This is a genomic window from Sphingomonas suaedae (assembly GCF_007833215.1).
GTDB classification, from domain to species: Bacteria; Pseudomonadota; Alphaproteobacteria; order Sphingomonadales; family Sphingomonadaceae; genus Sphingomonas; species Sphingomonas suaedae.
Genome location: NZ_CP042239.1, coordinates 2,540,001 through 2,552,528, shown reverse-complemented (window position 1 = coordinate 2,552,528; position 12,528 = coordinate 2,540,001). Strand labels below are relative to the sequence as shown.

Annotated in this window: 12 protein-coding genes; 7 read left to right on the top strand and 5 right to left on the bottom strand. The window is 66.6% G+C overall.

All coding sequences use genetic code 11. The annotated features are described in order from the left end of the window. Positions 1–170: 170 nt before the first annotated feature. From FPZ54_RS12095 to miaB, 3 genes are all read right to left on the bottom strand, one after another. Positions 171–494, bottom strand: coding sequence for a DUF6916 family protein (locus tag FPZ54_RS12095; RefSeq protein ID WP_145847535.1), 324 nt, complete (start codon positions 492–494; stop codon positions 171–173). A 218-nt stretch (positions 495–712) separates the two neighbouring features. Further along, positions 713–889 carry a hypothetical protein gene (locus FPZ54_RS19885; RefSeq protein WP_186456750.1) on the bottom strand — a complete coding sequence of 59 codons (177 nt, stop codon included), beginning with the start codon at positions 887–889 and terminating at the stop codon, positions 713–715. A 110-nt stretch (positions 890–999) separates the two neighbouring features. After that, entirely contained in the window at positions 1,000–2,310 is a 1,311-nt protein-coding gene (gene miaB, locus FPZ54_RS12090) for a tRNA (N6-isopentenyl adenosine(37)-C2)-methylthiotransferase MiaB (protein WP_145847534.1), read from the bottom strand. Positions 2,311–2,393: 83 nt separating this feature from the next. Here miaB and hisS point away from each other — a divergent pair, with 83 nt between their 5' ends. From hisS to FPZ54_RS19880, 6 genes are all read left to right on the top strand, one after another. Further along, positions 2,394–3,701, top strand: a complete 1,308-nt coding sequence (hisS, locus tag FPZ54_RS12085) for a histidine--tRNA ligase (protein ID WP_145847532.1) — start codon at positions 2,394–2,396, stop codon at positions 3,699–3,701. Next, positions 3,698–4,771 (top strand): peptide chain release factor 1, encoded by a 1,074-nt coding sequence (prfA, locus tag FPZ54_RS12080; protein WP_145847531.1) that lies wholly within the window; start codon positions 3,698–3,700, stop codon positions 4,769–4,771. The genes hisS and prfA overlap by 4 nt, the downstream gene beginning before the upstream one ends. Before the next feature lie 126 nt (positions 4,772–4,897). Further along, positions 4,898–5,722 carry a peptide chain release factor N(5)-glutamine methyltransferase gene (gene prmC, locus FPZ54_RS12075; protein WP_145847529.1) on the top strand — a complete coding sequence of 275 codons (825 nt, stop codon included), beginning with the start codon at positions 4,898–4,900 and terminating at the stop codon, positions 5,720–5,722. Between the two features lie 258 nt (positions 5,723–5,980). After that, on the top strand, positions 5,981–6,745 hold the full coding sequence (locus FPZ54_RS12070; RefSeq protein WP_239019558.1) for a DUF4167 domain-containing protein: 765 nt from the start codon (positions 5,981–5,983) through the stop codon (positions 6,743–6,745). 133 nt (positions 6,746–6,878) lie between these two features. Continuing rightward, positions 6,879–8,246 carry a DUF4139 domain-containing protein gene (locus FPZ54_RS12065; RefSeq protein WP_422396531.1) on the top strand — a complete coding sequence of 456 codons (1,368 nt, stop codon included), beginning with the start codon at positions 6,879–6,881 and terminating at the stop codon, positions 8,244–8,246. A gap of 159 nt (positions 8,247–8,405) precedes the next feature. Further along, complete coding sequence (locus FPZ54_RS19880; protein WP_186456749.1) at positions 8,406–9,971, top strand: DUF4139 domain-containing protein; 1,566 nt, start codon at positions 8,406–8,408, stop codon at positions 9,969–9,971. Here the strand turns inward: FPZ54_RS19880 and FPZ54_RS12055 are convergent. After that, on the bottom strand, positions 9,968–10,252 hold the full coding sequence (locus tag FPZ54_RS12055) for a hypothetical protein (RefSeq protein ID WP_145847527.1): 285 nt from the start codon (positions 10,250–10,252) through the stop codon (positions 9,968–9,970). The genes FPZ54_RS19880 and FPZ54_RS12055 overlap by 4 nt on opposite strands. Before the next feature lie 65 nt (positions 10,253–10,317). On the opposite strand from FPZ54_RS12055, the gene FPZ54_RS12050 reads away from it, so the two are divergent. Then, positions 10,318–10,746 carry a CBS domain-containing protein gene (locus tag FPZ54_RS12050; RefSeq protein WP_145847526.1) on the top strand — a complete coding sequence of 143 codons (429 nt, stop codon included), beginning with the start codon at positions 10,318–10,320 and terminating at the stop codon, positions 10,744–10,746. A 110-nt stretch (positions 10,747–10,856) separates the two neighbouring features. On the opposite strand, the gene FPZ54_RS12045 is transcribed toward FPZ54_RS12050, so the two are convergent. Continuing rightward, positions 10,857–12,326, bottom strand: a complete 1,470-nt coding sequence (locus FPZ54_RS12045; protein ID WP_145847523.1) for a lipopolysaccharide biosynthesis protein — start codon at positions 12,324–12,326, stop codon at positions 10,857–10,859. Positions 12,327–12,528: the final 202 nt, after the last annotated feature.

Here is a 12,528-nt window from a genome sequence, read left to right as displayed (position 1 = left end):
GTCGTTTTCAGCAGAGCTGAATCGGCACTGGCCCGCTCCCCCACGGGGTCCCCGCAAAGTAGCACTTTGCGGGGCTACCCGCACCCGGCCACCCACAAGGTACACTCAATGGGTGGCCGGGTGGGGGAGCGGGCCGGTGCCGCCTAACTAAAAAAGACTCTAGCGCGCGCTCAATCGAACACCGCTTCGTAGCGCACTGCGCCATTGCGCGGCTCGCGGCTACGGGGGACGAGATAGAGCCACAGCCGCCCGAAACCGGGATGGACGACGGTGTAGATCCCCTGGGGCAGCCGATCGCCCGCCGGGCCGCGAAAGAACATCGAATAGGGCATACGCCATGCGGTGGAGGTCGCGCGCGGGCGCTCTGCCTTGACTTCCTCCAGCAGCAGCACCCGTTCTTCGCCCGATGCGGTGCGCAGGTGAAATGCGTCGCCGATGACCGCGCACGCTTCTTGCGACGACGGCAGCGACAGGGGAAACCCGTATTCACCCATGAAAACCGGCCTTTGACGGGGCGGTGCAGTAGGACATGCGGCAGTTCCCCAGCCGTGACGATGAACGCGCCCGCCACCATGAGAGTCGCGCACGATGCGGGCGAGGCAAGCTAAGGACATCCTGCTGAAATGCGCAATCAAGGGGAAATGCGGATCGGCGTCGTAACCTTTCGCCTTGCCGCATTGCAGCATCGAACCGGCGCGGCTGCCCTGCAGGGCTATGGCTCCGCAATGCTATCCTCGACGAGCTGGGTCGGCTTTGCGCAGCTGTGGCAGAACGCATAGTCGAACACCGCGTTGAGCACCCATTTCTGGCGCTCCTCGCTCCATTCGGCCCAGGCATCGCGCGTGACGTGCTTGCTCCCGCAGCTTTGGCAGGTGAAGGTGAGGCGCATGGCGGGCTCCGTTTGCGGCGGAGTCGAGATACGCGACAAATGCGCTGTCCGACGGAGTTTGTCTCCGAAATGGACATGATTTGTACCATTTCGGAGGTCGTGCGCAGGCGTCAGGCCGCGACGCCGGCCAGCGAATTGGGGTCGGCGCGGACGATTTCGACGTCGATCAGGTCGCCGATCGCCGCATCGGTCGTCAGATGGACCGATTGCAGCCAGGGGGATTTGCCGAGCATCTGTCCCGGCAGCTTTCCCTTGCGCTCGATCAGCACCGGGCAGGTCTTGCCCACGCTGGCGGCGTTGAACGCGGCCTGATCGCGGTTGAGCGCGGCCTGGAGGCGCTGGAGGCGGTCGTCCATGACTTCCTCCGGCACCGCGCCGTCCATCTCCGCCGCCGGGGTGCCGGGCCGGGGGGAATATTTGAAGCTGAAACACTGGGCATAGCCGACCGCGTCGACCAGGCTCAGCGTATCGCGGAACTCCGCCTCGGTCTCGCCGGGAAAGCCGACGATGAAGTCGCCCGACAGCGCGATGTCGGGCCGCGCGGCGCGGACGCGGTCGAGGATGCGGAGATACGAATCGCGGCTGTGGCTGCGGTTCATGGCTTTCAGGATGCGGTCATTGCCTGCCTGAACGGGGAGGTGGAGGAAGGGCATCAGCTTCTCGACCTCGGCATGGGCGCGGATCAGCCCTTCCTTCATGTCGTTGGGATGGCTGGTGGTGTAGCGGATTCGGGCCAGCCCCGGAATTTTGTCGAGCGCGGCGATCAGGCCGTGGAGGCCGGTGCCGGCGTCATCGTCCCATGCGTTGACGTTCTGGCCGAGCAAGGTGATCTCCCGCGCGCCGGCGTCGACCAGCGACTTGGCTTCATCGACGATCGCCGCGAACGGACGGCTGACCTCGGCGCCGCGCGTATAGGGGACGACGCAATAGGTGCAGAATTTGTCGCACCCTTCCTGCACCGTCAGGAACGCGGTCGGGCCGGTCTTGCGGCGGGCGGGGAGGGCGCCGAACTTGGCGATTGCCGGCATGTCGGTGTCGGTCGCGCGGCCCTGTGCCGAGGCTTGGGCGACCAAGTCGGGGAGGTTGTGATAGGCCTGTGGGCCGACGACGATGTCGACCTTGGCGCGGTGCGCGATCTCCTCCCCCTCGGCCTGCGCGACGCAGCCGGCGACGGCGATCATCGGGGCGGCACGATCGGCGAGGCGGGCGTTTTTGCGGACGCGGCCGATGTCCGAATAGACCTTCTCGGTCGCCTTTTCGCGGATGTGGCAGGTGTTGAGGACGATCAGGTCGGCGCTGTCGGCATCGGCAGCGGCGGTCATGCCCTGCGCCGCCATCAGCTCGGCCATGCGCTCGCCGTCATAGACGTTCATCTGACAGCCGAAGGATTTGACGTGATAGGTCTTGGGGGTGGAGGTCATGGCGCGGGCCTATAGTGGATTGGCGGGGGGCGCGAAACCGCCTCTGGCGTTCCGGCCGCGCTGCCAATAGATAGCCGCCCCAAATGGCACGGATAGAAACCCCCCGCCGCGTGCGTGGCACGCAGGACATCTTCGGCGACGAACAGCGCCGCTTCGCCCGCGTGGTCGAGGCGTTCGAGCAGGTGCGGCGGCTTTATTGCTTCCAGCAGGTCCAGGTGCCGGTGTTCGAATCCACCGCGGTGTTCGCGCGGTCGATGGGCGAGACGTCGGACGTGGTGTCGAAGGAGATGTACACCTTCCCCGATCGCGGCGACGACCTGCTGACGCTGCGGCCGGAGTTCACCGCGGGGATTTGCCGCGCGTATATCACCGAGGGGTGGCAGCAGTTCGCGCCGCTCAAGCTGACCACGCACGGCCCGGTGTTCCGCTATGAGCGCCCGCAAAAGGGGCGCTATCGCCAGTTCCACCAGATCGATGCGGAGATCATCGGCGCGGCGGAGCCACAGGCCGATGTGGAATTGCTGACCTTTGCCGACCAGCTTTTGAAGGAGCTGGGGATCGCCGACGGTGTGACGCTGCAGCTCAACACGCTGGGCGATGCCGAGACGCGCGAGGCGTGGCGCGCGGCTTTGGTCGCGCATTTCGAGGCGCATCGCGGGGAGCTGTCCGAGGACAGCCTGACCCGGCTCGAAAAGAATCCGATGCGGATTCTGGATTCGAAGGACCCGCGCGACCGGCCGATTGCGGATTCGGCCCCGGATATCGACGCCTATCTGACCGACGAAGCGCGGGCGTTTTTCGAGGCGGTGACCAGCGGGCTGGACGCGGCGGGCGTCGCCTGGACGCGCAATGCGCGGCTGGTGCGCGGGCTCGATTATTACCGCCACACCGCGTTCGAATTCGTCACCGACCGGCTGGGCGCGCAGGGGACCGTGTTGGCTGGCGGGCGCTATGACGGGCTGATCGGCAATCTGGGCGGGCCGGAGACGCCGGGTGTGGGCTGGGCCGCCGGGATCGAGCGGTTGGGGATGTTGCTGGAGGAGCCCGCAGTTCAGACGCCGCTCATCACGGTTATTCCCGTTGGCAGCGCCGCCGAACAGCTGTGCACCGCTTTGGTCGCGCGCTTCCGGCGCAGCGGTCAGATTTGCGATATGGCGTTTCGCGGCAATCTCAAAAAGCGGATGCAGCGCGCCGACGCGGCTGGAACGCGTTTCGCCGTCATCGTGGGTGAGGACGAACTGGCCGTCGAAGAACTCGTCGTGCGTAGCCTTCGCACCGGCACACAGGTGAAACGCAAGCTCAGTGACCTCGAAGCCGCTGAGGGCAAGACGGGGTGGGACTATCTGAGCGTTTTGGCAGGCGGCCTTGACGGCATCGGTCGCGCGCCGTGACCCGCATCTCCCCCGAACGGATCGCGCAGATCGAGGCGCGGCGGGATGAGCTGTCGGCGATGATGGCGACCGGCGATCTGCCGTCCGACAAGTTCGTCGCGGTGTCCAAGGAATATGCCGAGCTGGAGCCGGTCGCGGCGGCGGCTGGCGAGGTACGGCGGCTGCGCGCCGAGGCGATGAGCCTGACCGCGATGACCCGCGAGGCCGATCCCGAATTGCGCGCGATGGCAGGCGAGGAGCTGCGCGCGAACGAGGCGGCGCTGGAGCAGGCCGAACATGCGCTGGCCCTTTCGCTGCTGCCCCGCGACGCAGCGGACGAGCGCGCGGCGATGCTCGAAATCCGTGCCGGGACGGGAGGGGACGAGGCCGGGCTGTTCGCGGGCGACCTGCTGCGCATGTACACCAAATATGCCGAGGCGCAGGGGTGGAAGGTCGAGATGATCTCCGCCAACACCTCCGAAGCCGGGGGCTATAAGGAGGTCGTCGCCAGCGTCGCGGGCAAGGGCGTGTTCGCCAGGCTCAAGTTCGAAAGCGGCGTCCACCGCGTCCAGCGCGTGCCGGTGACCGAGAGCGGCGGGCGCATCCACACCAGCGCCGCGACGGTGGCGGTACTGCCCGAGGCCGAGGAGGTCGATGTCGAGATCCGCAACGAGGATCTGCGCATCGACATCTATCGCGCGTCGGGTGCGGGCGGGCAGCACGTCAACACCACCGATTCGGCGGTGCGGCTGACCCATATCCCGACCGGTCTCGTCGTGATCCAGCAGGACCAGCGCAGCCAGCACAAGAATCGCGACAAGGCGATGCAGGTGCTGCGTACGCGGCTGTACGAGCTGGAGCGCGAGCGGCTGGCGAGCGAGCGTTCGGGCGCGCGCAAGTCGATGGTCGGATCGGGCGACCGCTCCGAACGCATCCGCACCTATAATTTCCCGCAGGGCCGCGTGACCGATCACCGCATCAACCTGACGCTGCACCGCCTGCCCGAAATCCTGGAAGGGCAGATGGACGAGCTGATCGGCGCGCTGATCGCCGAGGATGAGGCGGAGCGGCTGGCGGCACTGGATGGGTGAGGGTGCCACCTTCAAGCCCCTCCCCTTTAGGGGAGGGGTTGGGGTGGGGCCCATCCTCTTGGCGCGTCGGTCTCGGTGAGACACCGAGGCCCCACCCCCAACCCCTCCCCTGAAGGGGAGGGGCTTATGACTGTCAGGGCAGCGATCGCCGATGCCGCAGCGCGCATCGCCTCCGCCACGCCGCGCCTCGATGCCGAGTTGCTCATGGCCCATGCGCTCGGCGTGTCGCTTCAGGACCTGCTGCTCAAGCACCTGAACGGTCCCGCCCCCGCGAGCTTCGACGCGCTGGTTGCGCGGCGGCTGAACCACGAACCGGTCGCGTACATCACCGGGTCGCGCGGCTTCTGGACGATCGAGATTGGCGTCGGGCCGGGCGCGCTGGTGCCGCGTGCGGACAGCGAGACGCTGATCGAGGCGGCGGTGGCGCATTTCGCCGGAACGGCGGGGCCGGGGCGGGTGCTGGACCTTGGGACGGGGCCGGGCACGCTGTTGCTGGCGGCGCTTGCGGAGTGGCCCGACGCGCAGGGGGTCGGTGTGGACGCGTCCGAGACCGCGCTAGACTATGCCCGGCGCAATGCAGAGGCGCTTGATATGGCGGGACGCGTCGCGCTGCGGCGGGGCGACTGGGCCGATGGTCTTGCCGGGCAGTTCGACCTGATCCTGTGCAACCCGCCTTACATCGGCACCAGCGAGGAGCTGGGGCCGGAGGTGCGCGACCATGAGCCGCCGTCTGCACTGTTCGCGGGCGCCGATGGTCTGGACGATTATCGCCGGATCATCCCCCACCTCCCCCGCTTACTCGCACCGGGCGGGATTGCAGTGGTCGAGATCGGCTGGACGCAAAGCGAGGCCGTGACACGGTTGATGCGTGACGCAGAACTCACTCCGATCCTCCACCACGACCTCGGCGGGAGACCGCGCGCGATTGCGGCGAAAAAGCCGCAACGTTGAACTATCGGTGCGCTGACCCAATATAGGGCTTGGAGATTGTTGCCGCGCGGGCTAAGGATATGCCCGGGGAAGGCACCTGCAACCTAAATCGTTGAAAAGGCTCGCCGACCCAAATCAAGGCATGCGCGCTGCTGATTGTCCGGCAGCCATGCGGGGAGCCGTTCCGGTTCAAAGAACCGGCGCGGCGCGCGGTGTAACACGCTTCCGGGATCGCTGTTTTGACCGATGGCGGATGAGTAAGGACAGGACACACAGACGTTGATAAACAATCGTCAGGCGAACAACGGTCGCCGTCGCGGTCGTGGAGGCCAGCGCCAGCAGGGCGGCGGCAACCCGAACCAGGGCAACCGTATCGATAACCGCGCCCGTGGCAATGCCGCGCAGCTGCTGGAAAAATACAAGAATCTCGCGCGCGACGCCCAGATGGCGGGCGACCGGGTGAACACCGAATATTATCTTCAGTTCGCCGATCATTATTTCCGCGTGCTGGCCGAAACCCGATCGCGGTTCGAGGAGCAGAATCCGCAACAGCGTCGCCAGCGCGAAGAGTTCGACGGCGATGACGAGGATTACGACAACAACGACGATGCCGCCCGTGCGAACGAGGGCGAGTCCGGCGAAGAGGGCGATGACCGTTCCGAACGGAACGACCGCCAGCGTGGACGCGACCGCGATCAGGATAATCGCCGTGAACGCCAGCCGCGCAACGATCAGGGCCGTTCGCGTAGCGACGAACGACGGCCTCGCGGTGAGGATCGGTCCAGCCGCAGCGACGATCGTGCGGTGCAGAAGGAGGCGGTGCAGAACGACCCGGGCGAGGCTCCCGTCGCTGCCAATGAGGACGAGGCGCCACGCCGCCCGCGCCGCGGTCGCCCGCGTCGCGAAGAGGTCGAAACCGGCGACGGCGGCGATATCGCCGCTGTGCTGCCCCCCGCGCTCGGCGTCGAGGGCGAGGTGGTCGAAGCCAAGCCGCGCCGCCGCCGCGTGAAGAAAGACGAAGGCGAGGCCGCCGCCGCCGAGTAAGCGGGCGCGATTGCCAAGAAAATGAGGCCGGCCCGTAGCTTACGGGTCGGCCTTTTCGTTTCCCGGCCGTCTTGACCGTTGACATCGCAGGTCGGGTGGGGATGCTGCACGCACCAGATCGAAGGGGAGTGCGATGCGGCGGTTGACCTTGGCTCTTGCGGCTGGAGCCGCGCTCTCGGGATCGATGCTGGCAGGACCGATGCTGGCGACGTCCGCCCTGGCCCAGTCGGCGCAGGGCGACGTGTCGGTCACCATCTATAACAACAATCTGGCGCTGGTTCAGGACAAGCGTGAGATGCGCCTGCCTGCGGGCAAATCGAAACAGGATTTCCCCGATGTCTCGGGCCAGATCCGCCCCGAAACGGTGACGATCGCCGCGCCCGGCGCGACCATTGTCGAGCAGAATTTCGATTTCGACCTGCTGACCCCTGAATCGCTGATGGAAAAGGCCGTGGGCCAGTCGGTCACGGTCGTCCGCAACGGTCAGAGCCTGCCCGCCAAAGTGCTTGCCTATAATGACGGGACGGTCGTCGAGATCGGCGGGCGGATCGAGGTGCTGGGCAAGGACGATCGGGTGATCTTCCCGTCGCTGCCGCCTTCGCTCCGCGCGCGGCCGACGCTGTCGGTGACGCTCGACGCCGATGCGACGGGATCGCGACCGGTGACGCTCAGCTACCTCACTTATGGGATGGGCTGGAAGTCCGACTATGTCGCGCTGTTCGACGAGAAGGCGGGCAAGATCGATGTTCAGGGCTGGCTGACGCTCACCAATCGCAGCGGGACGACCTATAGCAACGCCAACACCTTGCTGGTGGCGGGCGCGGTCGGCGGCGGGAGCAGGGGGGCGTCGTCGGCGATGGTGCCGGGAACCGAGACGGCCGGGCGCGAACGGATCGGCGACTTCTATGTCTATCCGATCGCTGGCCGCGTCACGATTGCGGAGCGCCAGCAGAAACAGGTGAGCTTCCTCGACGTTGCGGGCGCGCCAGCCGCCAAGGCCTATGCGTACAAGAATCCCTGGCTCGGGCGGCAGGATCAGGCGCGTAGCGTCGACACGGTGCTGCGCTTCTCGTCCTCGGCGGAGGGCGGGCTGGGCGATGCGCTGCCCGCCGGAACCGTGCGCATCTATATGCGCGACGCACGCGGCGCGCCGCAATTCATCGGCGAAAATGCGATTCCCCACACCCCGATGGGATCGCGCATCGCGATCAAGACCGGCGAGGCGTTCGACGTGAAGGTCAAGGCCGTGGTCCAGACGCGCGAGCGGGTGAGCAGCAGCAAATGGCGCACGACGATGGTCTATACGCTGACCAATGCGCGGCCCGAAGCGGTGGTGGTCGAACTGTCGCAGGGCGGGCTGGACAGCTGGTGGAAGGATACGCGCATCCTCGACGAGAGCCAGGCAAGCGAGCGCGTCAACGCCGACGAGGCGCTGTGGAAGGTGAGCGTCCCCGCCAATGGCGAGGCAAGCGTCACCGCGACCTTCGAAACCCGCTATTAGAGTTCGATCCGGATGCACTGGATCGTTGCGGCACCAGCCCGCTCCCCCACCCGGCCACCCACAAGCTACCTTCAATGGGTGGCCGGGTGGGGGAGCAGGCTGGTCCCGCGATTCAGCGCAGTTGAATCCAGCTCCAGCTCCAGCTCCAGCCTGCGGCCGGTGCGGCTGCCCGTCCTTGCGCTGATCCTCGCCGCGCTTGCCGGGGCGGGCGGGGCGCACGCACAGGAGGTGCAGACTTCTGCCGGGCCCGACGCGGTGGCGGTCACCATCTATCGCGCGCCGGGGCGCGGCTCGGATGCCAAGATCAGCCTGTCCTATCTGGGCGGCTATGCGCTGATTACCGAAACGCGCACGGTGAAAATTCCACAGGGGAGGGCGGTAATCCGCTTCGAGGGGGTCGCGTCGGGGATATTGCCCGAGAGCGCGATCGTGACCGGCCTGCCAGCGGGGGTGCGCGAGAAGAATCTCGACGGCGACCTGCTGTCGGCGATCAGCCTGTACAATCGCGGCTATGCGCGCCCGGTCACGCTGCGGCGGACGCGCGACGGCAAGACGGTCGAGGAACGGGCGATCATCCGCTCCGGCCCGGACGGCGCCGCGATCGTCGAGACCGAGCGCGGGATCGAAGTCCTGAATTGCGGCCCGACCGAAGACGCGATCAGCTATGATGGCGTGCCGCCCGGCCTGTCGGCCCGGCCGACCCTGTCGGTCGAGACCGTATCGCCACAGGCGGGGACGGCGACGATCACGCTGTCCTATCTTGCCTGGGGGTTCGACTGGCAGGCCAACTATGTCGCGACGTTGCGGGATAATGGGCGCGATGGCGGCGGCACGGCGGCGGGCGCGCGCACCGCGGACCTGTTCGCCTGGGTCACGCTGGCCAGCACGGACATGACCAGCTTTGTCGATGCTGAGACGATGGTGGTGGCGGGCAAGGTCAACCGCACCACGGGCCGCACGCGCAATCCGTTCGAAACGACCGACGAATTCGAATTCCTGTGCTATCTGCCGGAAGGCGGTGGCCTTGTACCCCCGCCGCCGCCCCCGCCACCGCCGGCTCCCCCGCCGCCCCCCGCAGCGATGGCGCCGCCCGCGGCCGATGCGATCGTCGTCACCGGAGCGCGCGTGCGGATGGCGGAGCAGGAGGATCTCGGCGACCTCAAAGCCTATCGCATCCCCGACCGCACGACCGTGGCGGCCAAATCGCAGAAGCAGGTGGCGATGCTGGCCAAGGACGCGGTGCCGGTGCGCATCGTCTATGAGTCGCAGATCGGCTTTTATGGTGCGGGCGCGCCGCAGATCGTCGTCCGCGCGGTGAACAAGACCAGCGACGGGCTGGGGCTGCCGCTTCCTGCCGGGCCCGTGGCGCTGTTCGAGAGCCAGGGTGCGCGACCGCTGCTGATCGACGAATCCTCGACCGACGACAAGGCGATCGGCGAGGATGTCGAGATCAAGTTCGATGCGACGGCCAATGTGACGGTCGAGCAGAACAAGACCCAGCATGACGAGACCCGCCACGATTTCGAACTGACCGTCCGCAATGCCAACCCCTTTCCGGTGCGGTTCGAGGGCGATTTCGACATCGACCCGCCGCTGATGGGCAAGGCGAGCGCCAGGCTGGGCAAGAAGGACGGGCGTAATCTGTGGGCAGTGACGGTCCCGGCGAACGGATCGCAGACGCTACGCTACCGAGTGACGCTGCCCGCTCCGATCCGGGGGCGCTAATCCGACTTTTTCTCGGTTGCGTCGCGGGCGCGTTCGTCATGCCCGGTGCCGGAGCTGAGGAACACCAGCCCCATCAGCGCGCCGCCGAGCAGCACCGACAGTCCGATACCGATCGCCATCGCGATGGAGGCGTGGAGCTGGAACTCGCCGATCGCGACATAGAGCGTGACGACGGCGATCACCGCCGATGCCAGCGCCGCCGCCGCGACGATGCCGAAGATGCGGCGATAGCGGCCCCAGGCGAGGCGGGCATAATCGGGATTGTCGAGGTTCGGCTTCATGCTCTTCCATTTGGGGACGAATCGTGGGAGTCTCAACCGCCTCAACAGGACAAAGGAGACTGGCGATGACCATCGCGGCGATCCTGGGCGGGAAGGGGCAGGATGTCATCTCGATCGCAGGCGATACGACGGTGCGCGACGCCGTCCGCCTGCTTGCGGAAAAGCGCATCGGCGCGGTGCCGGTGATCGAGGGCGGGGTGGTTGCGGGCATCTTTTCCGAACGCGACGTGATCCATTGCCTGGAGCGTGACGGACCCGCGGCGCTCGATACCCAGGTGCGGATGGTGATGACCGCGCCCGCGATCACGGTGACACGCGACGAGCCGGTGATGGCGGCGCTGTCGCTGATGACCCAGCGGCGGATCCGCCACCTTCCGGTGGTGGAGAATGGCGCGATGCTCGGCTTTGTGTCGATCGGCGATCTCGTCAAATACCGGATCGAGCGGATCGAGGCGGAGGCGAACCAGATGCGCGCCTATATCCAGACGGCGTAGTTTGTTTGCGGTTGCGGCACCGGCCCGCTCCGCCACCCGGCCACCCAGCGATAGCATGATATGGGTGGCCGGGTGGGGGAGCGGGCCGGTGCTGCCTTACAAAAACGAGATCACCGCCGAATCATCGCGATCGCGTCCTCAACCGTCGCGCGCGCGAAGAACCAGAGCCATGCGCCATAGACAGCGGCGCCCGCTGCGGTGAGCGACAGCAGATGCGGGAAGGGCGCGAGCGCCGGTAGCGCGCGATCGACCAGCGCGACGACGAGCGCCATCGCAATGGCGGCGACCACGGGCGGCATGACCGCGCCGATCCAGTCGCGCCAGGACAGGCCGATCACGGGAAGGCTGCGCGCCGCGGTGAACAGCAGGAACACCGGCCAGATCGCGACCCACGCCCAGGCGAGGCCGTTTACTCCCCATTGCACACCGATCAGAAATGCGGCGGGAAGCAGCAGCGCACCGATCGCCGCGTTCTGTGCGCCGAGGCCCGGCCGCCCGCGCGCGTCGGTCGCCGGAGCGAACAGCACCTGCAGCGTCATGAACGGCATGGCGAGGGCGAGGATATGGACGATCGGCCCCGCCGCGATCCACTTTTCGCCCAGAGCGACATGGACGAGCGGCTCCGCCGTCGCCGCAAGTCCGAGATAGAAGGGCATCGCCACGACCATGATGAGCCGCACCGACCGCGCAAAGGCGATGGCGGTCCCCGCCGCATCGTCCTGCATCCGCGCATAGGCGGAAAAGGCGACTTCGTTGAGCGCGGGGATGAATTTCGAGACGAGGATCTGGGTGAGGAACAGGCTGGTCGTATAGATGCCAAGCCAGTGCGGATCGAAGCTGCGCCCGGCGATGAACACATCGGACTGGCTTTGCAGGAACCAGAACATCTGCCCCGTCGCGATCAGGCCGCCGAATCGTGCCATGTCTCCCGCGCCGCGAAAATCGAAGCTGGGCCACATCAGCGATCCCGCCGCCCAGGTCATGCCGATCGCGCGGATGCCGAACAGCACGAGCGGCGCGAGCACGAGCGTCCACACCCCCAGGCCCGCATAGGCGCCCGCGACCGCGGCCACTGCGCCCGCCACCGCAGAGACCAGATTGACCTGAGCCTGTTTGCGGAAATCCATCGCCCGCGCGAGCAGCGCATAAGGGAAGGCGATGAACGGGGTCGCTATATAGAGCAGCGCCTGAACCCGCAGCAGATCGGCGACCATCGGCTGGCGATAATAAGCGGCGGCGAGCGGGGCGAGCAGGAACTGCAGCGCGCCGAGCGTGAGGTTGAGCAGCAGCAACATCCCGAAGAGTTGACGGATCGCCCGATCGTCGACCTCGGGCTTCTGGATCAGCCCGCTCGCCAGACCATAGCCATTGAGCAGGTTGAGCAGCACGAGAATCACCTGAGTCATTGCGAACAGGCCGTAATCGCTGGGGTCGAGCAGGCGAATCACGAGAAAGGTGGATGCCCAGGCGATGATCTGCCCCAGAATCTGGGTGCCCGAACGCCAGATCACCGCGCTGCGGACCTGATTTCGGAGCGATTCCCGGCCCTGATTCGGCGATTCGGCGGCTGATTCGGTCATGCACCCCCTATGACAGTGACGTGTTGATGCCGCGTAAATGGCAGTTTTCTGCGGGTTTCAGACAAAGCGCAATAAAAATGCAAAAAGCCTGTTGACCGAATCCGAAGCCGGGCATAGAAGCCACTCCACCGACGCGGTGAGCCACACGGTTCGCTTCGACGGTCACCAAAAACCAGGCGCACAAGTCGCCCCGAGAAAAAGG

Coding starts and splice junctions, on each gene's coding strand:
- FPZ54_RS12095 (WP_145847535.1), bottom strand. CDS start 494: ATGGGTGAATACGGGTTTCCCCTGTCGCTGCCGTCGTCGCAAGAAGCG.
- FPZ54_RS19885 (WP_186456750.1), bottom strand. CDS start 889: ATGCGCCTCACCTTCACCTGCCAAAGCTGCGGGAGCAAGCACGTCACG.
- miaB (WP_145847534.1), bottom strand. CDS start 2,310: ATGACCTCCACCCCCAAGACCTATCACGTCAAATCCTTCGGCTGTCAG.
- hisS (WP_145847532.1), top strand. CDS start 2,394: ATGGCACGGATAGAAACCCCCCGCCGCGTGCGTGGCACGCAGGACATC.
- prmC (WP_145847529.1), top strand. CDS start 4,898: ATGACTGTCAGGGCAGCGATCGCCGATGCCGCAGCGCGCATCGCCTCC.
- FPZ54_RS12065 (WP_422396531.1), top strand. CDS start 6,879: ATGCGGCGGTTGACCTTGGCTCTTGCGGCTGGAGCCGCGCTCTCGGGA.
- FPZ54_RS12055 (WP_145847527.1), bottom strand. CDS start 10,252: ATGAAGCCGAACCTCGACAATCCCGATTATGCCCGCCTCGCCTGGGGC.
- FPZ54_RS12050 (WP_145847526.1), top strand. CDS start 10,318: ATGACCATCGCGGCGATCCTGGGCGGGAAGGGGCAGGATGTCATCTCG.
- FPZ54_RS12045 (WP_145847523.1), bottom strand. CDS start 12,326: ATGACCGAATCAGCCGCCGAATCGCCGAATCAGGGCCGGGAATCGCTC.